We start from the raw sequence: 25,970 nt of genomic DNA, 5'->3' as shown, positions 1-25,970 counted from the left end.
AAGGCCCCTCGCTCCGCGCGCGAGGGGCCTTCACCGTTTCGGGGGGAAGTCGCCGAACAGCGAACCCTGCTCGCCGCAGGCCGGTTTGCCGAGGCCGGCGGCCATCGCGACGGCGTGGTCCCATTCCGCGTCGACCACGTAGTCCTGGTGCTTGAGCACCCCCGGCGCCCAGCGGTGCCGCCCGGTCGGCCCGCGCAGCGGGTCCGGCAGCCAGTGGTCGCCGCCGAGGATCAGGACGCCGTTCTCGTCGGCGGTCGCCGACACCGGGCCGCAGCCGCCGTCCGGCAGGAACCCGACGCCGTGCAGCCGCCGGTCGGCGACCGAGTGCCGCCAGGTCGTCACGCCGCCGCCGAAGATGTCGGTCCCGCGGCACAGCGCCCGCCACCGGCCGTCGAGGTCGGCGAACAGCCGTTCCAGCGACTCCTGCGGCAGCAACGCCGGGAACGCCCGCTGGTAGCCCCACTGCAGCGGCGACCCCGCGGTGAGCACGCCGACGCGCTCGAGGTCCGCCTCCGGCAGCTCGGCCGCCAGCCGCGCGGCGGCCATGATCGTGAGCAGGCTGCCGAGGTTGTAGCCGGAGAGCACCACCCGCGTCGACGGCTCGGCGAGGTGCTCGCGCGCCCGTGCGGCCAGTTCCGGGACGACTTTCAGCGCGTAACACGGCGGGACCGTCGGGTGCGCGGCCCGCGGCCAGAAGCAGACCAGGTCGGCCAGCGCGCCGAGGTGACGGCTGCGCTGCGGGGTCCGCGCGGCCGTGTAGACCACGCGCAGCAGGCCGGCGGCCAGCGCGCCGAGCGCGACGACCCCGATCGCGGACAGCGGCCCGAACCAGCCGGGCACCAGCCCGAACCCGAAGCGCAGCACCAGCAGTGCCGCGCCGCCGGCGGACATCGCCGACGCCACCGCCAGCGCGAGGTGGTGCAGGTGCCGCCGTTCCCACGCCGACCGTGCCCACGCCGCCGCAGCCTGGGTCTCCTGCTGTTCGTCGAGTTCCATCAGCCCGACGATCTCCGGGATGCCCCGCCGGAGCCGGCGCACCGGGACAGCGACCGCGAAACCCAGCACGCCGAGCACCGCGGCGAGCGCCAGCCCGGCGCCCCACAGCACCGTGACCAGCAAGTAAGTGTCGGGAACGCGCAGGGTCCCCGCGCCGGAAAGCCGCCGGACGGCTTCGGCGAGGCCGGCGCCGAACCCGCCGCCGAGCAGGCCGGCCAGCGCGAGCACCGGCGCGGCCGCCCAGCCGCCCATCCACGGCCGCAGCCGCCGCGGCTTGTGCTTCCACCCGGGCCGGGCCAGCAGCGCGGCCGGGGCCAGGAACAGCGCGAACAGCACCGTGACGCCGACCAGTGCCGCGCCGAGGCCTTCGACGACGCCGTTCGTCCCCGGCAGCGGGCCGGCTCCCGGCCCGTTTGAAAGCACCAGCCGCACGGCGGCCACGACGACCAGCAGCCCGGCGAAGGTGAGCACGCCGGGCCGGGCGAACCGGCCGGTGTCGACGCCGATCGCGGCCGCGACGGCGGTGGCGAGCACCACGGCCAGCGTGACGATCCACACGACCAGGCCGAAACTGTCGTCCGGCACGCGGAACGGCCCGCCCAGCAGCAGCAACGCGACCGACGCCAGCGCCGCGACGGTGTGCAGGCAGCGCAACGCCGGCGTTTCCGGGTCGGCCCGCATCCGCAGCGGCCCGCCGGTCAGGTCGCCGTCGGCGTGCACCGCCCAGGTCGCCGAAGAAATCCGGTGCTGCACGAAGATCACGATCAGCAGCGGCAGCACGCCGAGGGCGATCCGCGCGGGGACCGAGCGGACCGCGTCGGGGATCGCGGGCAGGCAGCCCGACGCCGGCGCGAGGCACTGCGCGGCGAACAGGTCGAGCGCGATCGCCGCGAGCTGGCCCATCAGCAGCATCGTCAGCAGCAGGGCGGCGACGCGCAGCAGGCCGCGGCACACGGCGCCGAGGACGCGCGCGAGACGGCGGTCCGGCGGGACCGGCGGCAGCATCCAGAACGCGACGTTGGCCAGGGAGAACGGGAACAGCAGGGCCCAGGTGGCCTTCGCGGCGCCGCCGGACGTCATGCCATGCCACAGGTAGCCCTCGAGGGTCCGGGGGATGGTCCGGCCCAGCGCCGGCAGCACCGGTCCGGGCGCCGGCCGCCGCAGCCGGTCGGCCGGGCGGATCACGCGGCCCAGGCCGTCGCCGGCGACGTCGACGGTCGAAACCGCGTCGAGCAGCGTTTCCCCGCTGGTGCCCACGAGCCCGGCGACGCGGATTTCCACGACGCGGGTGTCCGGACCGGGCATGGGCACGGTAAGGGCCTCCTAACACTTTTAGGGACAGTCGAGCGGACAACGGTAGTGTTCGGGTGTCATCGAGTCTTGGAGGAATCGCCACTATGACCCCCGAAAGCGTTGCGAAGCGGCACGAGACCCGCAACGGCATCGAATTCGCCGTCGCCGACCTCGAGGCCGCCGAGTTCGGCCGCAAGGAGATCCGCCTCGCCGAGCACGAGATGCCGGGACTGATGACGCTGCGCCGTGAATACGCGGAGGTCTACCCGCTCCGCGGGGCGCGCGTCTCGGGCTCACTGCACATGACCGTGCAGACCGCGGTGCTGATCGAGACGCTGGTGGCGCTGGGCGCGGAGGTGCGCTGGGCGTCCTGCAACATCTTCTCGACGCAGGACCACGCGGCCGCGGCGATCGTCGTCGGCCCGCACGGCACGCCCGAGGAGCCCAAGGGCGTCCCGGTGTTCGCGTGGAAGGGCGAGTCGCTCGAGGAGTACTGGTGGTGCACCGAGCGGATGCTCACCTGGGACGGCGAGGGTCCGAACATGATCCTCGACGACGGCGGTGACGCCACGATGCTGGTGCACAAGGGCACCGAGTACGAGAAGTCCGGCGTCGTCCCGACCCCGGACGAGAACACCTCGGACGAGTTCCGCGTGTTCCTCGAGCTGCTGCGCACCTCGGTCGCTTCGGACAAGGACAAGTGGACGAAGATCGGCGCGGGCATCCGCGGCGTCACCGAGGAGACCACGACCGGCGTCCTGCGGCTCTACCAGCTCGCCGCGGCGGGCGAGCTGCTGTTCCCGGCGATCAACGTCAACGACGCGGTGACGAAGTCGAAGTTCGACAACCGCTACGGCATCCGCCACTCCCTGATCGACGGCATCAACCGCGGCACCGACGTGCTGATCGGCGGCAAGGTCGCGGTCGTCTGCGGCTACGGCGACGTCGGCAAGGGCGCGGCGGAGTCCCTGCGCGGCCAGGGTGCGCGCGTGATCGTCACCGAGATCGACCCGATCTGCGCGCTGCAGGCGGCGATGGACGGCTACGCGGTCCGCAAGCTCGAGAGCGTGCTGCCCGAGGCCGACATCATCATCACCACCACCGGCAACAAGGACGTCGTGCTGGTGGAGCACATGGCGAAGATGAAGCACCAGGCGATCCTGGGCAACATCGGCCACTTCGACAACGAGCTCGACATGGCGGGCCTGGCGCGTTACCCGGGCATCCGGCGGATCAACATCAAGCCGCAGGTCGACGAGTGGATCTTCCCGAACGGCAACACGATCATCGTGCTGTCCGAGGGCCGGCTGCTCAACCTCGGCAACGCGACCGGGCACCCGTCGTTCGTGATGTCGAACAGCTTCTCCAACCAGGTGATCGCGCAGGTCGAGCTGTTCACCAAGCACGAGGAGTACGACAAGGAGGTCTTCCGCCTCCCGAAGAAGCTCGACGAGAAGGTCGCGAAGATCCACCTTGACGCGCTCGGTGGCGAGCTGACGAAGCTGACCAAGGAACAGGCGGAATACATCGACGTGGACGTCGAAGGCCCGTTCAAGGCGGACCACTACCGGTACTGAGTTCTTTGCGTTTTTGCTGGTCAGGGCCGCCCCGAAAGTGTTCGGGGCGGCCCTTTGTGCTGCACCTCGAACAGTGATAGCACAAATGGGTGACGTGTTATCATGGAGTCGTGAAACAGTTGATCACGAGGATCGACGACGAGCTGCACGCCCGGCTGAAGGCGCGGGCCGAAGCCGACGGGCGCAGCATGAACGACCTGGTCACGGAAGCGTTGAGGGGCGTTGTGGCGAAGACCGAAACCCGAGCGGAATGGAAGCGGCGGCTGATCGCCGAAGGCAAGGTCGTGCACGTGGAGCCGCCGGCTCGCGTGCCGACCCTGGACGAACTCGAAGACCTGTCACGGGGTTGGGGCACGGCTGTGAGTGAAGCGCTCGACTGGACCCGAGGGGAGTGGTGACCGTGCTGTACGTCGACACCAGTGCGCTGGTCACAGCTTACCTTCGGGACGAGCCGGAGCACGACAAGTTCCGCAAGCTGCTCCTCGAGGGCGATGCCCCGGTGGTAAGCAGCGACTTCACCCGCGTCGAGTTCGCCGGTGCCATGACGGCCGCCAAGCGGACCGGCCGGATTCCCGATCCCGCGGCGATGCTGGCGCACTTCGATCACCTCGCCTCCCCGGATGGGGACTTGGTGCTCGTCCCCTTCGACCCGAGCCGGGTCATTCCCGCCGCGCGACGGCTGGTCGCCGAGAACTACCCGGTGCGCACCCTGGACGCGATCCATATCGCGGTCGCGATGCACTCCACGGCCGAACTCACCGGTGGCGAGCCGGTCACCTTCGTCACCCGCGACGAGCGTCAGGCCGATGCGGCCAAGGCCAACGGGTTCGAGGTGCTGTGATGGTCGACCTGATGGCGGGGGTGGCCGTGCTCGACTACGAGCGAGCGCTGGCCTGGTACGAGAAGCTTTTCGGCTCGCCGCCGACGTTCGTCGTCAGCGAGACGGAGGCGTTGTGGGAAGTCACCGAGTACGGCGCGGTGTTCATCGAGCGCCGGCCGGAGCGGGCCACCGGCCACGCCATGCACGTCCTGTTCGTCGGTGACCTCGACGAGCGCGTCGCGGCGATTTCCGAGCGGGGCATCGAGCCCGCGGACCAGGAGGTCTACGCCAACGGCGTGCGGAAGATGCTTTACCGCGACCCCGAGGGAAACGAGATCGGCATCGGCGGTCGTCCCGCGTAGTCTGGGGGTCGTTCTTGGCTTCACGAACCTCACGGCCCGGTGGGTAGTCCGGGCGGTCCGCGCAGGGCTCGTTGTCCCGTCAAGGGAAACCGGTGACGCCAGGCTTGATCCGTCACGCCTGGAGGTTCCCGATGCGCGGGGTGTTCACGCTGTACCACGACGGCCGATTCTGGGTCGGCGTCTACGAAATCCACGAAGACGGCCTGGTCCGGGCCGCTCGCCATCTCTTCGGCAGCGAGCCCAACAACGCCGAACTGGCCGCCTTCGCCGCCGGCCGCGACTTCGTGCGCCTGGCCGACGAAGCGCGCAAAGCCCCGCCGGTCGCCGCGGAACAGCGGCCGACCGCCCGCCTCAACGCCAAGCGCCTCGCGAAGCTGGCGAAGAAAGCCCAGGAAGACGAGGGCATCGGCACGGCCGCCCAGCGCGCGCTGAGCGACGCGGTCACCCAACGTGCGGCAGAGAACAAAGCGGCCCGCAAGCGCCGGGTCGCGGCCGAGGCGACCCGCCGCCGGACCCTGACGAAAGCAAAGTCCCGAGCCAGGCACCGCGGCCACTGAGCGGCCGTGTCGACCCCTCAATCACGTGTGTCGACCTCTGAATCACGTGTGTCGACCCTTCCGGCGCAGGAGTCGCCGGGTCGGCCGTGATCAGAGAGCCGTCGCGCGTGATCTGAGGGTCGACACGTGTGACTGGCGAGTCGACACGCGTGATTGGAGGGTCGACACGGTGATCAGTTCCACTCCACCGCGACCCCGGCCAGCCCCGGCCCGGCGTCGCTGAAGAACGCGCTGCTCACCCCGCCCATGTCGCACGCCAGCTCCTCCGCCACCACCGGCAGGGCGTCGTCGCGGGCCCGGACCTGACGCGTGCAGCGCGCCGGCAGCGCGTTGCGGTCGAACCGCAGCTGGACCAGGTAACTCGCGCAACGGTCCCGCAGCATCCGGTAGTAGCCCGGCGACGCCGACCCCGAATCGTCCCGGACCTCGTAACAGAACACGTGGATGTCGCCCTCGGCGAGCTTGCGGTCGAAGAGCAGCTCGGTCGCCATCGTGTCGGCGTCGGGGTTGCGGCGCATCCGGCCGATGCGGCAGCCCTCGTCGGTGATCAGCTCGACGTCGTCGATGCGGCAGCCGGGGTCGCCGTTGTACACCGTCAGGTACCGGTCCGGCCCGTGGCGCCGGGCGCGTGTCACCAGCCGCGTGCGCAAGCTGACCTGGCGGTGTTCGGCGTCGAACGTGATCGTGTCGTGCACCGACAGCAGCTCGAGGTCGGCGTTGTAGTGGTTCGACGACGGGTACGCGCCGAGCTCGGCCAGCAGGTCCTCCACGATCGACCCCATGTCACCGGAGCGCAGGTCGTGGAACGACGCCGCCGGCTGGTGGCCGCGCCGGACCAGGCGCGGCCCGATCAGCACGACCAGGGCGTCCGCCGGCAGCTGGAGGACCGATTCCAGGGCCCGGACCGCCGGCAGCGCCTTCGGCACCTCGGGCTGGCGCAGCCCGCGCTGCCAGTAACTCAGCGTCGACTGTCCGATTTGGACGCCGCGCAGCGCGAGGTGGGCGCGCAACCTGGCCAGCGAGAGGCCGCGGTAGGCGATCGCGAGTCGCAAGGCGTGGTGGAACTCACCCGTGCGGAGCGCCTCGGTCAGCTCTTTCGGCAGCTCGGCGACCGATGCCCGGGTCGTGCGGGCGCCATCGATGATCAGTGGGAGGTTCCCGTCTTGTACCACCGCTCGTCCCTTCACCCGACCAGTGTGTGCGCTGGGCGTGAACACCGCGGAACGTTCACGTTAGCAGCGTAGGGTGGACGTGCCGACCCCCGTTCAGGGTGGTTGGCCACGTAAGGCCGGCTGTTCCGCGTTCCGGCAATGACCCGGAACGGTCCGTTGGTCCGGATGGCGTTCTTGCTCCGGGTGACCGCGTTGTTCACCGTTGTGACCACCGCTGGTTCGCCTACTCCTCAGCAGGAGGCCGTTCGTGCTGGTGAAGTCGAGCCGGGTTCACGCCTTACTGGCCGTGAGCCTGATGTTCTGCCTGGTCGCGCCGGCCACCGCCGTAGCCGCGCCCGGAGTGCCTTCGACGTACCAGGACCGGATCGTGCTGCAGCTCCAGCAGAAGAACCAGTGGTGCTGGGCCGGTGCGGGCAACACCATCGCCGCCTACCACGGCGCGGTCGTCAGCCAGACGCGGTTCTGCCAGCTCGCGCACGGCGAGACCGGCCAGGACTGCGCGAACCTGACCGGCACCCTCGCCGACGAGCAACGCGCCTTCGCCCAGCTGGGCTTCGCCTCGCCGGGCCGCTACCTCGACCGGAGCGTCTCCTTCGCGGCGATCCGGACGGAGACCGCGGCGAACCGGCCGGTGGCGACCCGCGTCGGCTGGCGCTCGGGCGGCGGTCACGTGCAGGTCCTCCACGGCTACGACACCAGCGGCGACTGGGTGTTCTGGAGCGATCCGGGGCCGGCCAAGCGCTACAACTGGTCGACCTACGGGTACTACGCGCACAACTCGTCCTTCTCCTGGACGCACACGCTCACCGGGATCGCCCGATGAGCAGGCGGGCGCTGGCGCTCGCCGTGCTGACCGGCGCGGCGCTGCTGATGACGGCCCCGGTGTCAGGCGCGGCCCAGGCCGCCGGCATCAGCAGCGCCGACGCCGTGGCCGCGCACGACGCGGCCGCCGGGGTCCAGGACGTCCTGGTCCGGTTCTTCGCGCAGGCACCGGGCGCCCAGGGGCCGGTTTCGGTGCAGATCGCGGCGGACGCCTTCCCGGTGTACGAGCTCTCGCCGGACTTCGTCGCGGGCAAGCCGGGCGCGGCGCCCGGCGAGTTCGCCTACTTCGCGATCCCCGTGCGGGCCTCCGACGGCCGGACCGCGACGCTCTGGTCGGTCCGCGGCGGCGACGGTGCCTGGCAGGTCGGCAACATCGCCTCGGGCGACGTCGAGACGGCGTTCGCGCGCCAGCTGCCCGCGGGCGCCCAGCTGCTGCACGAACCCCAGGCCGACGCCTGGTACGCGGTGCGCGACGGCCGTGTGACGTCGCTGTCGGACGGCAAAGCGGTCACCGTCGCCGACTACCGGCGAACCGTCGAGACGCGGTACGCGGACAAGCTCCCCGGCTCGGGCTACGCCCGCGACGGCGAAGCCGGCGGTTACGACGCCGCTTCCCAGGTGATGCCCCGCGGTGACGGCAGCCCGGCGCCGTCCGGCCACGACACCGGCTGGGTGCCGCTGCTGATCCTCGCCGGCGTGCTGGCGGTCAGCGGCGCCGGTTACGTCTTCCACCTGCGGCGGCACGCCGCCTGAGACGAACCGGCGGGCCCGGTGCCGATCCCTTCCACCGGGCCCGCCGGTCCACCACCGATAATGACGTCCGTGGGTCGACTTGTGGTGATCGAAGGGCTCGACGGCGCGGGCAAGCGCACGCTGGCCGACGGGCTGACGGCGGAACTGCGCGCGAAGGGCGCGAGCGTGGCTTCGCTCGCTTTCCCGCGCTACGGCAAGAGCGTGCACGCCGACCTCGTCCGCGAGGCACTGCACCGCGGGCACGGCGACCTCGCCGACTCCGTGTACGGCATGGCCATGCTCTACGCCCTCGACCGCAGCGGCGCCGCCGACGAGATCCGCGGGCTGCGGGAGGCGCACGACGTCGTCCTGCTCGACCGCTATGTCGCGTCGAACGCCGCGTACGCGGCCGCGCGCCTGCGGCAGGACGCGGCGGGCGAAGTCGTGAAGTGGGTGTGGGAGCTGGAGGTCGACCGCTTCGGCCTGCCCCGGCCGGACGCGCACCTGCTGTTGCGTGTCGCCCCCGCCGTCGCGGCCGAGCGCGCCGAACGCCGTGCGGAGGCCGAGGCCGGCCGGGAGCGCGACGCCTTCGAAACCGACGACGGCCTCCAGCGGCGGTGCGCGGCGGTGTACGACGAGCTGGCCGCGTCGGGCTGGCTGGCGCCGTGGCACGTCCTGGACGGCGTCGCGGGCGTGGACCTCGAAGCGCTGGCGACGTCGCTGCTGCACTGACCGGTCACGTCACCGTCCCCGGGACGCGCGTGCCGAAGTGCTCGACCTCCACCGGCGTCCCGGGCCCGCCGTACTCGACCGGAAGCCACGCGTAGGCGATGTTTTCGCCCACGGTGTGGCCGCGCCCGGCGCTGGTGACGTACCCGGCCGGGCGGCCTTCGGCGTACACCGGTTCCTTGCCCAGCACGACGGCGTCGGTCGTCAGGCGCGTCAACCGGCGGCTCACCGTGGCTTCCGACCGCCCCGCCAGCGCGTCGCGCCCGATGAAGTAGCCCTTGTCCATGCGGACGGCGAAGCCCAGGCCGGCTTCGTACGGGTCGTGTTCGGTGGTGAAGTCGACGCCGGGGGTGCGCGCACCGGCCTCCAGCCGCAGGCCGGCGAACGCCTGGTGCCCGGCGACGGCGACGCCGTGTTCCCGGAGCGTGTCCCACAGGCGGCGGCCGAGGTCCGCCGTGGTGTGCAGTTCCCAGCCCGGTTCGCCCACAGTGGACAGTCGCAACGCGACGACCGGGACGTCGCCGACGTAGGTCTCTTCGACCGAAAAGTCCGTTGTGGACAGTTCTGGTAGGACGTCGCCGGCGAGCGGTCCCCACAGGCCGAGGCAGCACGTTCCCGGTGTGGTGTCGTGGATCTGCACGGTGCCGTCGCCCGGCCGGTGCCGCCGCAGCCAGTCGAAGTCCAGGCGCCCGCCGGCGCCGACGTGGAACCGCTCGTCGCCGAGGCGAGCGACGACCAGTTCGCCGCGCACCCCGCCGTCCTCGCCGAGCAGCAGCGTGTTCGTCACGGTGCCCGGTGCTTTCGCCAGGTCGTTGGTCGTCATGGCCTGCAGGAACGGCAACGCGCCCGGACCCGTCACCGAGAGCCGCGGCACGGGCGTCAGGTCGAACATCGCGACCCGGCTGCGAGTCACGAGCGCTTCCGCGACGACCGGCGGTTCTTCGCCGGCCTGGTACCACTCCGGCCGAGCCCAGCCGTCCGTGGCCCCGAAGGACGCACCGAGCGCGGCTTGCCTTTCGTAAAACGGACTGGCCCGTACCGGTTCCGCGGTGAACCCGGCGGGCCCGAACCGGGCGAGGTCACAGCCGTGCAGGGCGAGCGACGGCTGGCCGTCGACGAGCCAGCGCGCCAGTTCTCGCGCGACCCCCGCGGAGTGCTCGACGCGGACGGCCTCGGCCACCCAGAAGCCGTCGAGGTCCGGGTGCTCGCCCAGCAGCGGCCGCCCGTCCGGGGTGCCGGGGAGCACCACCGTCGTGGTGGTCTCGACCTCCGCGTCGCGGAGCGCGGGAACGAGACCGGCGGCCCGGGTCACTCCGACGCCGAGCCGGTCGACGTGCTCGCGGACGTACATCCCGGTGTCGAGGTGCCGCAGCACGGGCTTGCCCGCCTGCACGTGTTCGTCGTTGTGGCCGGCCAGTTCCGGCAGCGGTGACGTCAGCGCGTACTCGTGGGGCAGTGGCTCGTGCGGGACGCGCAGGCCGACGAGTTTCCCCGCGTCGCCACACGACACGACGACGTCGGCGCGGAACAGCCCGGCCGTGGTGACGACGCCGGTCACCCGCCCGCCCGACCGGTCGACCGCCACGACCTCCCCGGCGGCGAACCGGGCTCCCCGGGCCTGCGCCCGCCGTGCCTGGGCTTCGGCCGCGCGGCGCGCGTGCAGCAGACCGTCGCCGGGGACGTGGAACCCGCCCAGCACCCGGGTCGCGTCGAGGAGCGGGTGCAGGTCCGCGCACTCGGAGGGCGTGCGCAGGTAGCCGCGCACGCCCCACGACGTCGCCCAGCCGTGGTGCTGCTTCAGGTCCTCGAGCCGCTCCGGCGTCGTCGCGATTTCGAGGCTGCCGACGGGGTTGAAGCACCACTCGCCGCCGAGACCTCCGTACTTCTCGACGGTGTACTTCGCGAACTCGGTCAGCGTGCGGTCCGCATGGGTCCGGAACACCAGCCCCGGGGTGTCGTCCTGGCCGGCGGCGCCCAGGACCGTGACGTCGGTCCAGCCGCGCTCGGTCAGCTCGTCGGCGAGCGCGCAGCCGGTGAGACCGGCGCCGAGGACGACCACCCGGGGCCGTGCTGCCATCGCGGGGTCCTTCCGGGCGAAGTTGCGTCTTCGGCAACAAAGTGCGTCATGCGAGACGCACTGTCAAGGGCCCGAAACCTGTACGGCTAGTCCCGGAAGTAGCCCAGCTGCGCGGAAAGCTCGTCCGCCGCTTCGGTCATCGGCTTCACGATCTGCTTCACCCGCTGCTTCGAAAGCCGGTACGACGGCCCGGAAGCGCTCATCGCCGCGACGACGTCCCCGCCGGGGCCGTGGATCGGCACGGCCACCGCGTGCATGCCGAGTTCGAGCTCCTCGTAGCAGGCCGCATAGCCGTCCTCGAGCACTCGTTCCAGTTCGGTCATCAGCTCTTCCGGCTCGACCGTCGTGCGCGGGGTGTACTGCTCCAGCTTCCGCTTGAGGACCCGCTTGCGCTCGGTTTCGCCCATGTACGCCAGGAGGATCTTGCCGCTGGACGTCGCGTGCAGCGGCGTGCGCTGGCCGGTCCAGTTCTGCGTGGTGATCGCCGCCGAGCCGCGGGCCTGGCTGATGTTGATGGCGACGCCGTCGTCGGCGATCGCGATGTTCACCGTCTCGCCCAGCTCTTCGGCCAGCACCAGGCAGCTGGCCCGGCCCAGTTTCGCGAGGTCCATGCGGCCGGTCGCGGCGCCGGCGAGCCGGACGACGCCGAACCCGATCGCGTACTTCCCGCGTTCGCCGAGCTGCTCGACCAGGCCTCTCGCCTCCAGGACGCTGAGCAGGCGCGACGCCGTCGACTTGTGGACGCCCAGCTCGCCCGCGATCTCGGTGATGCCGGTTTCGCCGTTGCGGGCGAGCAGCTCCAGCACGCTGATCGCCCGGTCGACCGATTGCACCTGGCTCTGAGTTGCGTTGCCACCAGCCGAGGCACGCTTTCCCGTCGAGGTTGCGTCAGCCGAGCCCTGGTTCCGCATAGCGCAACAGTATCCGTTTCGCGGCGTTCCTATCGGCTGAGTGGGCGAATCTCTTGACGGGGACGCCGCCGAAGCCGGATTGTTGCGCAGGAAGCGCAGAGTCGCGCAATGCGCAACTTTCACGAACCGTTCCGGCATCTCGTCAGTCGTTCCCGGAGGCCCTGATGATCCGCGCCTGCGCCGTCGCCGACCTGCCCGAAGGCGAAGCTCTCCGCCTCGACGGTCCCGTCCCGATCGCGGTGTTCCACACCGAGCACGGCTTCTACGCCGTCGACGACACCTGCACGCACCAGGACGCTTCGCTCGCCGACGGCTGGCTCGAAGGCTGCTTCGTCGAATGCCCGCTGCACGCCGCGCAGTTCGACCTGCGCACCGGCGTGCCCACCTGCCTGCCGGCGAAGAACCCGCTGCGGACGTACCGCGTGGTCGTCACCGACGGCGTCGTGTACGTCGCCGCGCCGGTCCCGGCCGTCCCCTGAGCTTTCCCTCGCAGGTCCATGAGGGGCACCCTGATGGCTGTAAGAGCCATGAGGGTGCCCCTCATGGACCGTCCAAAGCTGCCGGTACGCCACCCGGATGGAGCAGGGAGGGGTCGCGATCTTGATCTTTCTGGTGGTCAAACACGCGGGTCGTGCGTGCGGGCGTTCGAACTAGTGCGAATATGTGGACATGAAGGCACGTGTTCTCGTGGTCGACGACGACCCCGCCCTCGCGGAGATGCTCACCATCGTGCTCCGTGGGGAGGGGTTCGACACGGCCGTGGTCGCCGACGGCTCACGCGCGCTGCCCGCGCTGCGTGAGCTGAAGCCCGACCTCGTCCTGCTCGACCTCATGCTGCCCGGGATGAACGGGATCGACGTCTGCAAGGCGATCCGCGCCGAGTCCGGGGTGCCGATCGTCATGCTCACCGCCAAGAGCGACACCGTCGACATAGTCCTCGGCCTGGAGTCCGGCGCCGACGACTACGTCGTCAAGCCGTTCAAGCCGAAGGAGCTGGTCGCGCGGGTCCGGGCCCGCATGCGCCGCACCGAGGCCGAGCCGGCGGAGTCGCTCACCATCGGCGACCTGGCGATCGACGTGCCGGGCCACGAGGTCACGCGTGAGGGCAAGGCCATCCCGCTGACCCCGCTGGAGTTCGACCTGCTGGTGGCGCTGGCCCGCAAGCCACGTCAGGTGTTCACCCGCGAGGTGCTGCTCGAGCAGGTGTGGGGCTACCGGCACGCGGCCGACACCCGGCTGGTGAACGTGCACGTCCAGCGGCTTCGTTCCAAGGTCGAGAAGGACCCGGAACACCCCGAGGTGGTGTTGACCGTTCGCGGTGTCGGGTACAAGGCCGGCCCGCCGTGATCACCCGATGACAGCGGAGACCGTCAGACGGCTCCCCGCCTCCGCGCGCTCGACGGCACGCCTGGTCCGGCGTGTCGTCGTTTTCGCGCGTCGTCGGGCGGTCGCGTTCAACGAGCTGTGGAAGCACTCACTGCAGTTCCGCGTCACCGTGTCGACGCTCGCCCTGTCCTCGGCCGTGGTCTTCGTGCTGGGCATGGTGCTGCAGAACCAGATCACCGAACGGCTGCTGGACACCAAGCGCGACGCGGCGATCGCGCAGACCCGCGCGGCGGCCGACACGGCGGCCGGTGAGCTGGTCGGCCTCGGCGGCGAGTCGGCCGACGCGCTCGCCAACCGGCTCCAGAACGCGCTGAAGAAGATCGCGATCACGCCGACCAGCCAGGACGCGGCGGGCTCGGCCGCGGGCACGTTCGTCCCGGTGCTCGCCAGCGGCGGTCACGACCAGTCCGGCGAGGATCCCGTGTCCGCCGGGCCGTTCGAGAACGTGCCCCCGCGGCTGCGGCAGTTCGTCGAAGCCAACGAAATGAGCCGCGTCGAACACACGGTCACCGACGCGGACGGCGGCCGCACGACGTACCTGATCGTCGGCACGCCGCTCAACACCGTCGCCACCCCGCTGCAGCTGTACTTGCTGTTCCCGTTGACGACCGAGCAGAACACGGTCTCGACCGTGCAGAACACGCTGCTCGTCGGCGGGCTCGTGCTGCTGCTCCTGCTGGCAGGCATCACGAACCTGGTGACGCGCCAGGTGGTGCGGCCGGTCCGGCAGGCGGCCGCGGCGGCCGAGCAGTTCGCCGGCGGCGACCTCGACCAGCGTCTCGCCGTGCTCGGCGAGGACGACCTGGCGAAACTCGCCGTGTCCTACAACGAAATGGCCGCCAGCATCCAGCGCCAGATCCGCCAGCTCGAGGAGTTCGGCGGGCTGCAGCGCCGGTTCACCTCCGACGTCTCGCACGAGCTGCGCACCCCGCTGACCACCGTCCGGATGGCCGCGGACGTGCTGCACGCGTCCCGCGAGCAGTTCCCGGCCGGGCTCGCGCGCTCGACCGAGCTGCTGGTCGACGAGCTCGACCGGTTCGAGGCGCTGCTCGGCGACCTGCTGGAGATCAGCAGGCTCGACGCCGGCGTCGAGGAGCTGGCCGCGGAGTTCATCGACGTCCGCCCGATCGCCACCCGCGCGGTCGAGCAGGTGCGGGTCATCGCCGGCAACGCGGGCAGCTCGGTCGAGCTCGTACTGCCCGACGAAGAGGTGATCGCCGAGGTCGACGCCCGGCGCGTCGAGCGGATCCTGCGCAACCTGCTCGCCAACGCCGTCGACCACAGCGAAGGCAAACCGGTGGTGCTCGCCGTCGCGGCGAACGAAACCGCCGTCGCCATCACGGTCCGCGACCACGGCGTCGGCCTACGGCTCGGCGAGGCGGACCTCGTGTTCAACCGGTTCTGGCGCGCCGACCCGTCCCGCAACCGGCGCACCGGCGGCACCGGGCTCGGCCTGGCGATCAGCCAGGAGGACGCCCGCCTGCACGGCGGCGAGCTCGACGCGTGGGGTGAGCCCGGCCACGGCGCCTGCTTCCGGCTGCTGCTGCCGCGCAGCCAGGACGTGCCCGCGGGCGACTCGCCGCTGGTTCTGCCGCCGCCCGACCGGCTGGCATCCGAGCTGCCGCTCGGGGTCATCGACGTCACGCCGGCGCCAGAGGCGATCTTCGCCGAACGTGAGGGAATCGGTCAGTGAATCCAGTTGTTTTCCGGGGGGCCGGGCGGCGCTCCCGGCTGTCGCGGCTCCTGCTTCCGGTGTTGTGCGTGCTGGTCCTCGCCGGTTGCGCGAACGTGCCGCTGGAGTCGCAGCCCCAGGTGGTCCCGGGCGAGCGTCAGGGGCCGGGCTCGGGTGACGTGGTGCCGGATCCGCAGCCGAACATCGACCCGCTGAGCCTGGTCCGCGCCTTCGTCGGCGCGACGCTCAAGCCGGGGCAGAACTACGCGGCCGCCCGCGCCTACATGGACGAGCAGAGCCGGGTGAACTGGCGGCCGAGCCGCAGCCTGACGATCATCCAGAACACCTTCGGCACGGTCTACGACACCAACCCGAAGCCGGACCCGAACACCCAGATCGTCAACGTGCGCGGGAGCGAGCTCGGCACGCTGGACCAGAACAGCGCGTTCGTGCCGGGCTCCGACTCGGCGTTTCTCCAGCTGAAGGTGCGCAAGCAGGCGACCGGTCAGTGGCGGATCGTCGACCCGCCCCCGGACCTGTATGCGACCGAGTCCGACTTCAGCGAGAACTACACGCCGGTGCCGGTGAGCTTCTACTCGGACTCGGGCACCTTCGTCCCCGATCGGCGCTACGTCGTCGCGAAACCGCAGTCCGGGTTGCCGGGCAAGGTGATGGACCTGCTGGTCAGCGGGCCGTCGCCGAGCCTGGCCGGTGCGGTGAAGAACCTGCTCGGCGAGCCGGTCGAGATCGACACCAACGTCAAGAACCTGGACGACGGGACGCTGGTGGTGCCGCTGACCGGGGTGACGGGGGTGACCGACGACGTCCGGAAGCTGATGGCCGCGCAGATCGTCCTGTCGCTGCAGTACGTCACGAACGCGCGGATCCGGATCCTCGCCGACGGCGCCCCGCTGGTGCCGAACCACCCGGACTGGCGGGCGAACGAGCTGCCCTCGTACAGCGTGTCGGTGTCGCCGGGCATCGAGCAACTGGGGATGGCGACGGTCGGTGGCCGGATCCGTTCGCTCAGCGACGGCAACCCCGTCCCCGGTCCGGCGGGCAACGGCGGGTACGACGTCGTCAGCGCCGCCCAGTCGCTCGACGGCAAGCGGCTCGCGGTGGTCGAGCGCAGCGGCGGCGGAGTGCGGCTGCGGATCGGGGACGTCGGGCACGAGCTGCCGCCGGTCGACATCGGCGGCAACACGCTGAGCCGTCCGACGTGGCGCTCGGGCACCGGCGAGGTGTGGACGGTGGTCGACCAGTACTCGGTGGGCCGGATGGTGGTGGGCCCGACCGGCCAGTGGACCCCCCTGGGGGTCAACGCGACGGACCTGGTCCAGCAGGGCGGCATCACGGAGCTGCGCTTCGCCCGCGACGGCGCGCGCGTCGCCGCGGTGATCAAGGGTCAGCTGTGGGTGGCGTCGGTGGTCGGCAGCGGCGACTCGGTGTCCCTGCGCGAACCGCGTCACCTCCAGCCGCGCGACCTCGAAGACGTTCTCGACGTCGACTGGGACGCCCAGGACAACCTGGTGGTGGTCACGAAGTCGCCGTCGCAGCCGGTGGTCCGGGTGACGATGGACGGCCAGCGGATGGACGCGTTCAACAGCTCCAACCTGACGCCCACAGTCCACGGCGTGACGGTGGCCCCCGGTCGTCCGATCGTGGTGGCGGACGCGAACGGGCTGTGGATCGCCTCGGTGCTGGGCGAGGTCTGGCGGCCCCACGGCCACACGATGAAGGACGCGGATCCGTTCTACCCGGGCTGAGTTTTCATTCGTTCGGGTTACTAATCCGGCCAAAAGTAGGCCGACCCCCGCGCGGCACGTAACTGTTGCTACAAAGCCATTCGGCCGTGGCTGTGGTCGGATTGGTAACGACCGGCACAGTACGTCCGGGCGTTCGAAACTGTCGGTGCCGGTCGGGACACTGTCCGTGTGCTGAAGAAACTGCTCGACCTCTTGATCCCCAGCCGCTGCGCCGCCTGCGGAGCCCGCGGCGAGCCCTGCTGCGCCCGATGTGCGGGCGCGTGGGGCTCGGCCGCCGAGGTGACCCGCGCGCCGGCCACGGGGCTGGTGCGGGTCTTCGCGCTGGCCCGCTACCGCGGCGTGGCCCGGCGGTTGCTGATCGCGTACAAGGAGCGAGGCCGTCGGGATCTGGCGGAGCCCCTGGGGCGGGCCTTGGCGGAGGCGCTGGTCGTGCTGCCGTTGACGGGGACTGGTCGAGCGGCGCGCACGATCCGCCCGGCCCGGGCGATCTGCCTCGTCCCGGCCCCGAGCCGCCCCTCGGCGGCGAGGGTCCGCGGCGGCCCGCACGTCGAGCGCCTGGCGAACGAGGCGGCGAGCGTCCTCGCCGCTCGAGGCATCGAAGTCGCGGTCGCCCCGGCACTGGAACTGGCCGGCGACGCCCGTGACGCGGTCGGCCTCGGCCGCGAGCAACGCGTGGCCAACCTGACCGGGCGGCTACGGTTCCGCGAGGCAGGCCGTCCCCCGCCGGGATATCCGATCGTGGTGCTGGACGACGTGGTCACCACCGGCGCCACGGCCGCGGCCTGCGCGCGAGCGCTCGCGGCGGAGGGGTTCACGGTCTCCGCCGTCCTGACCCTGCTCGCCGCGGGGTGAACCGAGCACGCGTCCCCGCTGTTCGCGGCGGGCTGCTGTCGAGCAGGCCGGCTGCCCGGTCTCTCACCTCCGGCAGATCCATGATCACCACCGTGACACCTTCGTGGGAGGCGCGCACGCCGGGCCGCCACTGGCACGTGCGCGCGGTAGCGGTCCGTGGTCGAGCCACGGCCCGCCGGCCTCCGCTGGGGCGCGCCCGACCGAACCAACCGCCTGCCTCGAGCCGGCGTCCGGCCGGCCTTCCCGCGCCCGAGACTGGCGCACCCGGATACCAAGACCAGCCGAGCCGAAGCACAGCCGCGCGCGTCTCGAACATCGTGGTACCGGTTCCGCCAACGCCTCGGCCAATCCCGCCTCACCCCGGGCGAAGACCTCGGGCAACCAGAATTCCCGCAGGTCGAGCGAAGAAAAGAACCACGACCCCGACACTCCCTCGCGCCCGGGTGACCCGCCTGTCACCTACACGAGTGACATCGGCCGGGAACGCGAACGGGGCGATGCCCGTTGTCGGGGCATGAGGGTGTCGATCACGATCACTCGGCCGCCGCACCACTCCACCGGAGTGGCGGCTGCGGCGGACCCGGCCGTCACCCTCGGCGTTCACCAGCCGGCAGCGATGCGCCGTCCGTGTGAAAGCACGACGACCGCGGCGCGCCCGACCAGCGGGTGTTTTGTGGTGCCCGTCCCGCGATCACTGCGCGGGGTGACGGAGTCTCATCCCCTGACATCCCCCGGCTCGGGGGCTGTTGTAACGGGCGTGAGGAAGCTAACGTGCACCGCAATCAGCAATCCCCGCAGGCAGGGAGGTGACGAGCCCATGTCCCTGGCGCCGGAGGTGCGCTGAGTCCGCGCTTGGTCACCGGAACGAGACGTCGTCCACCGTTTCCGAGTTCCTTCTCAGCCCGCGATCCGGGCTTACGTCCCCGCAATACCGGCGCCGTGTGAAAACACAACAGCTCGCAGTCATCTCAGCGAGGGAGGTCGTGTATGGACATCGTCGTTAAGGGCCGCAACGTGGAGGTGCCCGACCACTATCGGGCGCTTGTCAGCGAAAAGCTGGCCCGGCTCGAGCGCTACGACAGGAAAGTCATCCGGTACGACGTGGAACTGTTCCACGAACCCAACCGGCGCCAGGCCAAGAGTTGCCAACGCGTCGAAATCACCGGAAAGGGGAGGGGCCCGGCCGTACGCGCCGAAGCGTGTGCCGCCGACTTCTACGCAGCGCTCGATTCCGCAGTCACCAAGCTGGAAAACCGGCTGCGGAGGACGCACGACCGGAGGCGCGTGCACTACGGCCGCAGCCGCCCGGAATCGGTCGCCGAAGCGACCTCGGCCCTGCCGGGTGGTGGATCCCCGGTCGCAGCCAGTCCCGCCGCGCGTACCGCGGTGTTGGACGCACCCGAAGCCGAACCGCAGACGAACGGCTTCGCGAGTGCCGACGAGATCCACCTGCCCCACCAGCAGAGCTGGGCCGACGACGACCTGGGTCACCAGCCCGGCCGCGTCGTTCGCGAGAAGCAGCACACCGCGGAGCCCATGACGGTGGACCAGGCTCTCTACGAGATGGAGCTGGTCGGCCACGATTTCTACCTCTTCAACGACTCGGAAGCGGGCCGGCCCAGCGTGGTCTACCGGCGGAAAGGCTTCGACTACGGCGTGATCCGGCTCGGCTGAGCCGGTCTTAAGGAGGCCTTGCCGGGTGGCCCGTACGCGCTCGCGTACGGGCCACCCGCATGTCAGGACGTACGGCGTGTGCACGCGACGGCCACCGTTCCCTACGATGGGGTGGGACGGTGGCGCCGAACACGGCTGCCGCCGCGGGAGAACCTGCCCGGGACCGGCCTGGGCGCGCTCAAGATCAGCTAGTGAGGTCGACCGGATGGTGCTGAACCGCCTGCTCCGCGCGGGTGAGGGCAAGATGGTGAAGCGGCTGCGCAACATCGCCGATCACATCAACACCCTCGAAGACGACGTCAAGGACCTGACCGACGCCGAGCTGCGGGCCAAGACCGATGAGTTCCGCAAGCGGCATGCCGACGACGAATCCCTCGACGAACTGCTGCCCGAGGCCTTCGCGGTCGTCCGGGAGGCGGCCAAGCGAGTGCTCGGCCAGCGCCACTTCGACGTGCAGCTGATGGGTGGCGCGGCCCTGCACCTCGGCCAGGTCGCCGAGATGAAGACCGGTGAGGGCAAGACGCTGACGTGCGTCCTCCCGGCCTACCTGAACGCCATTCCCGGCAAGGGCGTGCACGTCGTCACGACGAACGACTACCTGGCCAAGCGCGACTCGGAGTGGATGGGCCGCATCCACCGCTTCCTCGGCCTCGAGGTCGGCGTCATCCTCTCGGAGCAGCAGCCCGATGTCCGGCGCGCCCAGTACAACGCCGACATCACCTACGGCACGAACAACGAGTTCGGCTTCGACTACCTGCGCGACAACATGGCGTGGAGCCTCGACGACTGCGTGCAGCGCGGGCACTACTACGCCGTCGTCGACGAGGTGGACTCGATCCTCATCGACGAGGCCCGCACGCCGCTGATCATCTCGGGCCCGGCGGACCAGTCGTCGCGCTGGTACGTCGAGTTCGCGCGGCTCGCCCCGCTGATGAACGGCATCGACACCACCACGATGGGGTCGCGTGAGCGGGTCGAGAAGACGAACCTGATCAACTCGAAGTACCACTACGAGGTCGACGTCCGGAAGCGCACGGTGGCCGTCACCGAGAAGGGCGTCCGGTTCGTCGAGGACCAGCTGGGCATCGAAAACCTGTACGAGGCCGCGAACACGCCGCTCGTCGGGTACCTGAACAACGCGCTGAAGGTGCAGGAGCTCTTCCACCGCGACAAGGACTACATCGTCCGCAACGGCGAAGTCATGATCGTCGACGAGTTCACCGGCCGCATCCTGGTCGGGCGCCGCTACAACGAGGGCATGCACCAGGCGATCGAGGCCAAGGAAAAGGTCGAGATCAAGGCCGAGAACCAGACCCTGGCGACGATCACGCTGCAGAACTACTTCCGGCTCTACGACAAGCTGTCCGGCATGACCGGTACGGCCGAAACCGAGGCCGCGGAGTTCCACCAGACCTACAAGCTGGGTGTGGTGCCGATCCCGACGAACCGGCCGATGGTCCGCGTCGACCAGGCTGACCTGATCTACAAGACCGAAGAGGCGAAGTACGAGGCGGTCGCCGAGGACATCGCCGAGCGGCACGAGAAGGGCCAGCCGGTGCTGGTCGGCACGACGAGCGTCGAGAAGTCCGAGCGCCTGTCGAAGCTGCTGGTGAAGCTGAGCGTCCCGCACGAGGTGCTGAACGCGAAGCACCACGACCGGGAGGCGCTGATCGTCGCGCGCGCCGGCCAGAAGGGCGCCGTCACGGTCGCCACGAACATGGCGGGCCGCGGTACCGACATCGTGCTCGGCGGCAACCCCGACCTCATCGCCGACCACGTGCTGCGCGAGCGGGGCCTGGACCCGGTCGAGCACTCCGAGGAGTACGAGGCCGCCTGGCCCGAGGTCCTCGAGCAGGTCAAGGCGGAGTCCAAGGCCGAGGCCGAGGAGGTCCGCGAGGCGGGCGGGCTCTACGTGCTGGGCACCGAGCGGCACGAGTCGCGCCGCATCGACAACCAGCTCCGCGGTCGTTCCGGCCGTCAGGGCGACCCGGGCGAGTCCCGCTTCTACCTGTCGCTCGGTGACGAGCTCATGCGCCGCTTCAACGCGACGATGGTCGAGCGCGTCATGACGACCATGCGGCTGCCCGACGACGTGCCGATCGAGCACAAGATGGTCTCCAAGGCCATCAAGAGCGCGCAGACGCAGGTCGAGCAGATCAACATGGAGCAGCGCAAGGACGTCCTCAAGTACGACGAGGTCATGAACGAGCAGCGCAAGGTGATCTACGCCGAGCGCCACCGCGTGCTCGCCGGCGAGAACCTGCGCGACCAGATCGAGGGCATGCTCGAGGACGTCGTCAACGCCTATGTGGACGGTGCGACCGCCAACGGGTACGCCGAGGACTGGGACCACGAGAAGCTGTGGACGGCGCTGAAGCAGCTCTACCCGGTCAGCATCGACTGGGACGACCTGGTGGAGGACGGCGACCTCGACGCGAACGGCCTGCGCGAGGCGCTGCTGCAGGACGCCCGCAACGCCTACGACAAGCGCGAAGCGGAGATCAACGAGCTGGTCGGCCCGGAGGGCATGCGGACCCTGGAGCACCAGGTGATGCTGACGGTCCTCGACCGCAAGTGGCGCGAGCACCTCTACGAGATGGACTACCTCAAGCAGGGCATCGGCATGCGGGCGCTCGCGCAGCGCGACCCGCTGATCGAGTACCAGCGCGAGGGTTTCGACATGTTCCGCGCGATGCTCGACTCGCTGAAGGAGGAAGCCGTCGGCTTCCTGTTCAACCTGCAGGTCGAGCGGGCCGAGGCGCCGCCCGCCGAGGACGCCGCCGCGCTGCCGACGGGTGTCTCCTCCGGCAACGGCCAGGCAGCGGAAGGACGGCACGCGCGTCCGGCACCGCCGCAGCCGCCGACGACCGACACCGAGTCCGTCCCGGCCGCCCTGCGGGGCAAGGGCCTCGGCGGCGGTGGCCAGCAGCCGGGCGTGACGTTGTCCGGCCCGGGTGAGGACGGCGAGGTCGAGTCCCACGCCGACGGCGGGGCGCAGGCCGCGGGCGGTGGCGGTGGGGGTACCCGCCGGGACCGTCGCGCCGCCCAGCGTGACGCCGCGAAGAAGGGCAAGAAGGGCCCGCGTCGCTGACGTGGACGTACTGTGCCGATCGTTACCAATCCGACCACAGTCACGGCCGATGGCTTTGTAGCAACGGTTACGTGCCGCGCGGGGCGGCCTGCTTTTGGCCGGATTGGTAACCCCGGGGCGCGCGGCTGGTCCGCGCGCCCCGGAGTCATGAATGGGGGGTGGCCATGACGGCGACGGCGGATCCGCAGGAGTTCTTCGCGCTGTTCGGCGCCGAGCGGCGGCCGGACCCGTACCCGCACTACCGGCGGTGGCGCGAGCGCCTGCCGGTCGCGGCCCTGACCGAGGGGATGTTCGCGGTCAGCGGCCTCGCCGAGGCCACGCAGGTGCTGCGCGACCCGGCCTTCGGGCACCCGGAACCCGAGTACCTGGACCCGGCGGACCGGCTCCCGGACCAGCCGGTCGACGAGTCGGGACGCGTGGTCCGGGCGTTCCTGTCGCTGAACCCGCCGGACCACACGCGGCTGCGGCGGCTGGTGGCGAAGGCGTTCACACCGCGGATGGTCGACCAGCTCGCGCCGCGGATCGAAGAGATCGCCGCCGAGCTGATCGACCGCGCACCGGCCGAGTTCGACGTGATGACGGCGCTCGCGAAACCGTTGCCGGTCGAGGTGATCGCCGAGCTGCTGGGCGTGCCGCTGGACGACCGCGAGCGGTTCGCGGAGTGGTCGCACGCGATGGCGCGGGCGCTGGATCCGCCGTTCCTGCAGCACCCGGACACGGTGGGACCTGCGGTCCGGGCGCGGCAGTCGTTCGTCGGCTACTTCCGCGAACTGGCGGAGCGGCGGCGGCGCGAACCGGGGGAGGACCTGCTGTCCGCGCTGGTCGCGGTGTCCGACGCCGGCGACGTGCTCAGCGAGGGCGAGCTCCTGGTGACGCTCACGCTGCTGCTGATCGCGGGCCACGAGACGACGACGAACCTGATCGGCAACGGCGTCCTGGCGCTGTCGCGCCACCCCGACGGCCTGAAGCCGCTGGGCGTGGACGGCGAACACGCGGCGCAGGTGGTGGAGGAGGTGCTGCGCTACGACTCACCGGCCCAGCTGACGTCGCGCACGGCGCTGCGAGACACGGCTGTCGGCGCGGTGACGGTCCCGGCGGGCAGCCAGGTGATCGTCCTGATCGGAGCGGCCAACCGCGACCCGGCGACGGGCCCGGCCCCGGAGTCGTTCGACCCGGCCAGGGCGCCGGGCCGTCATCTGGCGTTCGGCCAGGGCATCCACTTCTGCCTGGGCGCACCGCTGGCGAGGCTGGAGGGCCGGATCGCGTTCCGCGAACTGGCCCGCCGCCGCCCACGGCTGACGCCGGCGGGAACCCCGCAGTGGAACCCGACAACGACCTTGCGCGGCTTGTCGGCCCTGCCGGTGGTGAACGGCGGTTAACGGGCTCGCGACGGCGGGTAAACGATCGTTCACGCGGGCTCAGCCTGGGCCGCGGGTTCGCGGGCTTGGCGGGTCGTGCCGGGCCGGTTCGCCCGGAAGGTGAGATTGCGGCTCACTTCGCGTCGCGATTCGCGGGCCGCGGTGAGTCGAGTGCAGTCGCGCGCGGTGGGGACCGCGGTGCTCGGGTTCTCCTTGGCCTCGGGATCGCCGGGCCTTGGTCAGTCACGCCGCACAGCTTCACCGGCGATACCGAACGGAGGCGGGGCCCGGGCCGCGCCGCGGTGCCTCATGCCGCTCGCCGGCTCGGCTGGCCGGGATGTTGCGGCTTCAGCAGCGCGAAGCGCACGCACCGCCAGCCCGTCGGCGTGCGGGTGAAGCGGGCCGCCAGTGCGAACGACCGGCCGTCCGCCTCCACGCGGGCGCAGGCTTCGACCACGCCCGGCACCGGGGTGCACGTGTGGATCGTCTGCGTCCGGTGCCGCGGCAGCGCCAGGCGCGGCCCGCTGAGGCCCGCGTAGACCTCCGGTGCCACCAAAGCGCGGACCTGCGCCGCCGGGCGGCGGCCGTCGTACGCCTCCAGCAGCATGTTCAGCAGGCGGCCCACCTCACTCGCTTCGAGCTGCCTCGGCACCGGGCACCGGGACCCGCCGCGGCGGTGCTCCCGGGCTGTCACCGTCTCCGGCCGGTCCGCCCGGCGAGGCTCCTCGTAGTGCAACAGCGTTCTCAAGCGGTGTTCCTCGATCATTTCCTCCCCTCCCGGACTCGGCATTTCGCCGCCTCCGACCGCTTAGAGGGGCGCACCGGCCAAAAAGGAGACAGGAATCGCACGATCCGGGGAAGAATCGCCGAAGCCGTGGATTCCCGGAAGCCGATGCGCTAGGCCTGGCATCATTGCGCCGAGCGAGACGCCGCGACACCGCCCCGGCTATGGTGTGCGGGGTGCTTAAAGGACTATTGGTCGATTTCGCCGGAGTTCTCACCGACCCCGACGCCGGCCGGTTCTACGACTACCTGGCGACCGCGCGCGAACGAGGCATCCGCACCGCGTTGCTGTCCAACGCCTCCGGGGCGTCGAACGAGGTCAAGAACACGATGTTCGGCTATTTCGACGCTCTGGTGTTCTCCGGCGAGGTCGGCGTGGCCAAGCCGGACCCGGCGGTCTACCTGCTGGCGGCCGACCGCCTCGGCCTGCCCGCCGCGCGCTGCGCGTTCGTCGACGACTCCGCGGCGAACGTCCGCGGCGCCGTCCAGGCGGGCATGGTCGGGGTGCGGCACCAGTCGGTCGAAGAGACGCTGGCGGAGCTCGCCGTGCTGTTCCCGGCCGGGTGAGGATCAGCGCGCGCGGCGGACCAGTTCGAACGCCAGCACCGCGGCGGCGGCCGAGACGTTCAGCGACTCGACCTCGCCCGGCATCGGGATCGACAGCCACTCCGTGACGAGCTCGCCGACCTCCCCGCCGACCCCGGCCGTCTCGCCGCCGAGGACGAACGCGGCGCGCTGCGGCAGGTCGACGTCGAACACCGTCGTCTTCGCCGACGCGCCCAGCGCGTAGAGCCCGTAGCCCGCTTCGCTGAGCATCTCCGCGGCGTCCCGCGCCGAGCCGCAGCGCAGCACCGGGGCGCGGAACGCCACCCCGGCCGACGCCTTGACCACCAGCGGGTCCAGTGCCGCGACGCCGCGGCGTGGCACGATCACGCCGTCCAGCCCGGCGGCGGTCGCCGTCCGCAGGATCATGCCGACGTTCGCCGGCGTGGTGATGCCGTCCAGCAGCAGCACCCGTGACGGCGGCCGCCGGTCGGCCAGCGCGGCGTCGAGCGCGCGCATCCGCGGCGCGACGACGTCGGCGAGCACGCCCTGGTCCTGCTTGCCGTTGCCGGCGAGGACCTTGACCCGGTGGGCGCTGGCGCGCTGCACCGGCACGCCGGCGGCCTGCGCCGCGCGCTGGATTTCCGCCGCGCCGGGGCCGCGGGCGGTGTCGGCGAGGATCACCTTGTCCACGCGCAGGCCGTCGTCCGCCAGTGCCTCCAGCACCGGCTTCCGGCCGTACACCGTCAGGAAGCGGTCCTTCGGCGAAATCGAGTCATCACCCACACCGGGCAGTC

Annotated in this window: 22 protein-coding genes and 1 pseudogene; 17 read left to right on the top strand and 6 right to left on the bottom strand. The window is 71.1% G+C overall.

Annotated features, from left to right (window positions below):
- Positions 1–30: 30 nt before the first annotated feature.
- Positions 31–2,301, bottom strand: a complete 2,271-nt coding sequence (locus tag A3CE_RS0116275; RefSeq protein WP_020641161.1) for a hypothetical protein — start codon at positions 2,299–2,301, stop codon at positions 31–33.
- 92 nt (positions 2,302–2,393) lie between these two features.
- On the opposite strand from A3CE_RS0116275, the gene ahcY reads away from it, so the two are divergent.
- The 5 genes from ahcY (at position 2,394) to A3CE_RS0116250 (ending at position 5,605) form a co-directional block, all read left to right on the top strand.
- On the top strand, positions 2,394–3,866 hold the full coding sequence (ahcY, locus tag A3CE_RS0116270) for an adenosylhomocysteinase (protein WP_020641160.1): 1,473 nt from the start codon (positions 2,394–2,396) through the stop codon (positions 3,864–3,866).
- Positions 3,867–3,976: 110 nt separating this feature from the next.
- The gene (locus A3CE_RS0116265) at positions 3,977–4,264 is read left to right on the top strand and encodes a FitA-like ribbon-helix-helix domain-containing protein (protein WP_020641159.1); all 288 of its coding nucleotides are present in this window, start codon (positions 3,977–3,979) and stop codon (positions 4,262–4,264) included.
- On the top strand, positions 4,258–4,707 hold the full coding sequence (locus tag A3CE_RS0116260; RefSeq protein WP_020641158.1) for a type II toxin-antitoxin system VapC family toxin: 450 nt from the start codon (positions 4,258–4,260) through the stop codon (positions 4,705–4,707). The genes A3CE_RS0116265 and A3CE_RS0116260 overlap by 7 nt, the downstream gene beginning before the upstream one ends.
- Positions 4,707–5,048, top strand: coding sequence for a VOC family protein (locus A3CE_RS0116255; RefSeq protein WP_020641157.1), 342 nt, complete (start codon positions 4,707–4,709; stop codon positions 5,046–5,048). Before A3CE_RS0116260 ends, A3CE_RS0116255 begins: the two co-directional genes overlap by 1 nt.
- Before the next feature lie 131 nt (positions 5,049–5,179).
- Positions 5,180–5,605, top strand: coding sequence for a DUF2992 family protein (locus tag A3CE_RS0116250; RefSeq protein WP_020641156.1), 426 nt, complete (start codon positions 5,180–5,182; stop codon positions 5,603–5,605).
- A 173-nt stretch (positions 5,606–5,778) separates the two neighbouring features.
- Here A3CE_RS0116250 and A3CE_RS0116245 read toward each other — a convergent pair whose 3' ends face one another.
- The gene (locus A3CE_RS0116245; protein ID WP_020641155.1) at positions 5,779–6,777 is read right to left on the bottom strand and encodes a hypothetical protein; all 999 of its coding nucleotides are present in this window, start codon (positions 6,775–6,777) and stop codon (positions 5,779–5,781) included.
- 247 nt (positions 6,778–7,024) lie between these two features.
- Here A3CE_RS0116245 and A3CE_RS0116240 point away from each other — a divergent pair, with 247 nt between their 5' ends.
- From A3CE_RS0116240 to A3CE_RS0116230, 3 genes are read left to right on the top strand one after another with little or no spacing between them, the layout of a single operon-like run.
- The gene (locus tag A3CE_RS0116240) at positions 7,025–7,600 is read left to right on the top strand and encodes a papain-like cysteine protease family protein (RefSeq protein WP_020641154.1); all 576 of its coding nucleotides are present in this window, start codon (positions 7,025–7,027) and stop codon (positions 7,598–7,600) included.
- Positions 7,597–8,352 (top strand): hypothetical protein, encoded by a 756-nt coding sequence (locus tag A3CE_RS0116235; protein WP_020641153.1) that lies wholly within the window; start codon positions 7,597–7,599, stop codon positions 8,350–8,352. The genes A3CE_RS0116240 and A3CE_RS0116235 overlap by 4 nt, the downstream gene beginning before the upstream one ends.
- Before the next feature lie 60 nt (positions 8,353–8,412).
- On the top strand, positions 8,413–9,063 hold the full coding sequence (locus A3CE_RS0116230; protein WP_043790876.1) for a dTMP kinase: 651 nt from the start codon (positions 8,413–8,415) through the stop codon (positions 9,061–9,063).
- A gap of 4 nt (positions 9,064–9,067) precedes the next feature.
- Here the strand turns inward: A3CE_RS0116230 and A3CE_RS0116225 are convergent, their stop codons facing one another.
- On the bottom strand, positions 9,068–11,137 hold the full coding sequence (locus A3CE_RS0116225; RefSeq protein ID WP_026468542.1) for an FAD-dependent oxidoreductase: 2,070 nt from the start codon (positions 11,135–11,137) through the stop codon (positions 9,068–9,070).
- A gap of 86 nt (positions 11,138–11,223) precedes the next feature.
- Entirely contained in the window at positions 11,224–12,048 is an 825-nt protein-coding gene (locus A3CE_RS0116220) for an IclR family transcriptional regulator (RefSeq protein ID WP_051183769.1), read from the bottom strand.
- Between the two features lie 164 nt (positions 12,049–12,212).
- On the opposite strand from A3CE_RS0116220, the gene A3CE_RS0116215 reads away from it, so the two are divergent.
- The 8 genes and pseudogenes from A3CE_RS0116215 to A3CE_RS0116180 all read left to right on the top strand — a co-directional run bounded on the left by A3CE_RS0116215 (position 12,213) and on the right by A3CE_RS0116180 (position 23,868).
- Positions 12,213–12,527 (top strand): bifunctional 3-phenylpropionate/cinnamic acid dioxygenase ferredoxin subunit, encoded by a 315-nt coding sequence (locus A3CE_RS0116215; RefSeq protein WP_020641149.1) that lies wholly within the window; start codon positions 12,213–12,215, stop codon positions 12,525–12,527.
- A 190-nt stretch (positions 12,528–12,717) separates the two neighbouring features.
- Positions 12,718–13,395: an MtrAB system response regulator MtrA gene (mtrA, locus tag A3CE_RS0116210; protein ID WP_005150760.1), complete on the top strand. Its 678-nt coding sequence runs from the start codon at positions 12,718–12,720 to the stop codon at positions 13,393–13,395.
- 7 nt (positions 13,396–13,402) lie between these two features.
- A complete protein-coding gene (gene mtrB, locus A3CE_RS0116205; protein ID WP_020641147.1) occupies positions 13,403–15,127 on the top strand; it encodes an MtrAB system histidine kinase MtrB in 1,725 nt (574 codons plus the stop codon).
- Positions 15,124–16,872, top strand: coding sequence for an LpqB family beta-propeller domain-containing protein (locus A3CE_RS0116200; RefSeq protein ID WP_063714208.1), 1,749 nt, complete (start codon positions 15,124–15,126; stop codon positions 16,870–16,872). The genes mtrB and A3CE_RS0116200 overlap by 4 nt, the downstream gene beginning before the upstream one ends.
- A 168-nt stretch (positions 16,873–17,040) precedes the next feature.
- On the top strand, positions 17,041–17,724 hold the full coding sequence (locus tag A3CE_RS0116195; RefSeq protein ID WP_020641145.1) for a ComF family protein: 684 nt from the start codon (positions 17,041–17,043) through the stop codon (positions 17,722–17,724).
- Positions 17,725–18,711: 987 nt separating this feature from the next.
- Positions 18,712–19,398 (top strand): ribosome hibernation-promoting factor, HPF/YfiA family, encoded by a 687-nt coding sequence (gene hpf / locus A3CE_RS0116190; RefSeq protein ID WP_020641144.1) that lies wholly within the window; start codon positions 18,712–18,714, stop codon positions 19,396–19,398.
- A 205-nt stretch (positions 19,399–19,603) separates the two neighbouring features.
- A pseudogene (gene secA / locus A3CE_RS0116185) lies at positions 19,604–22,156 on the top strand (preprotein translocase subunit SecA); the annotation flags it as partial.
- A 497-nt stretch (positions 22,157–22,653) separates the two neighbouring features.
- Positions 22,654–23,868, top strand: coding sequence for a cytochrome P450 (locus A3CE_RS0116180; RefSeq protein ID WP_020641142.1), 1,215 nt, complete (start codon positions 22,654–22,656; stop codon positions 23,866–23,868).
- A 286-nt stretch (positions 23,869–24,154) separates the two neighbouring features.
- Here the strand turns inward: A3CE_RS0116180 and A3CE_RS0116175 are convergent, their stop codons facing one another.
- Positions 24,155–24,595, bottom strand: a complete 441-nt coding sequence (locus A3CE_RS0116175; protein WP_245589536.1) for an Rv3235 family protein — start codon at positions 24,593–24,595, stop codon at positions 24,155–24,157.
- 227 nt (positions 24,596–24,822) lie between these two features.
- Here A3CE_RS0116175 and A3CE_RS0116170 point away from each other — a divergent pair, with 227 nt between their 5' ends.
- Complete coding sequence (locus tag A3CE_RS0116170) at positions 24,823–25,197, top strand: HAD-IA family hydrolase (protein ID WP_020641140.1); 375 nt, start codon at positions 24,823–24,825, stop codon at positions 25,195–25,197.
- Between the two features lie 3 nt (positions 25,198–25,200).
- On the opposite strand, the gene A3CE_RS0116165 is transcribed toward A3CE_RS0116170, so the two are convergent.
- Positions 25,201–25,959, bottom strand: coding sequence for a TrmH family RNA methyltransferase (locus tag A3CE_RS0116165; RefSeq protein WP_020641139.1), 759 nt, complete (start codon positions 25,957–25,959; stop codon positions 25,201–25,203).
- Between the last annotated feature and the right edge of the window lie 11 nt (positions 25,960–25,970).

It is taken from the genome of Amycolatopsis balhimycina FH 1894, assembly GCF_000384295.1.
GTDB classification, from domain to species: domain Bacteria; phylum Actinomycetota; class Actinomycetes; order Mycobacteriales; family Pseudonocardiaceae; genus Amycolatopsis; species Amycolatopsis balhimycina.
This window is presented reverse-complemented; position numbering and strand designations above follow the sequence as displayed.

What these genes read in the sequence shown, in the direction of transcription:
- A3CE_RS0116275 (WP_020641161.1), bottom strand. Translation starts at nt 2,301, where the DNA reads ATGCCCGGTCCGGACACCCGCGTCGTGGAAATCCGCGTCGCCGGGCTC.
- ahcY (WP_020641160.1), top strand. Translation starts at nt 2,394, where the DNA reads ATGACCCCCGAAAGCGTTGCGAAGCGGCACGAGACCCGCAACGGCATC.
- A3CE_RS0116255 (WP_020641157.1), top strand. Translation starts at nt 4,707, where the DNA reads ATGGTCGACCTGATGGCGGGGGTGGCCGTGCTCGACTACGAGCGAGCG.
- A3CE_RS0116250 (WP_020641156.1), top strand. Translation starts at nt 5,180, where the DNA reads ATGCGCGGGGTGTTCACGCTGTACCACGACGGCCGATTCTGGGTCGGC.
- A3CE_RS0116235 (WP_020641153.1), top strand. Translation starts at nt 7,597, where the DNA reads ATGAGCAGGCGGGCGCTGGCGCTCGCCGTGCTGACCGGCGCGGCGCTG.
- A3CE_RS0116230 (WP_043790876.1), top strand. Translation starts at nt 8,413, where the DNA reads ATGACGTCCGTGGGTCGACTTGTGGTGATCGAAGGGCTCGACGGCGCG.
- A3CE_RS0116225 (WP_026468542.1), bottom strand. Translation starts at nt 11,137, where the DNA reads ATGGCAGCACGGCCCCGGGTGGTCGTCCTCGGCGCCGGTCTCACCGGC.
- A3CE_RS0116220 (WP_051183769.1), bottom strand. Translation starts at nt 12,048, where the DNA reads ATGCGGAACCAGGGCTCGGCTGACGCAACCTCGACGGGAAAGCGTGCC.
- A3CE_RS0116215 (WP_020641149.1), top strand. Translation starts at nt 12,213, where the DNA reads ATGATCCGCGCCTGCGCCGTCGCCGACCTGCCCGAAGGCGAAGCTCTC.
- mtrA (WP_005150760.1), top strand. Translation starts at nt 12,718, where the DNA reads ATGAAGGCACGTGTTCTCGTGGTCGACGACGACCCCGCCCTCGCGGAG.
- mtrB (WP_020641147.1), top strand. Translation starts at nt 13,403, where the DNA reads ATGACAGCGGAGACCGTCAGACGGCTCCCCGCCTCCGCGCGCTCGACG.
- hpf (WP_020641144.1), top strand. Translation starts at nt 18,712, where the DNA reads ATGGACATCGTCGTTAAGGGCCGCAACGTGGAGGTGCCCGACCACTAT.
- A3CE_RS0116180 (WP_020641142.1), top strand. Translation starts at nt 22,654, where the DNA reads ATGACGGCGACGGCGGATCCGCAGGAGTTCTTCGCGCTGTTCGGCGCC.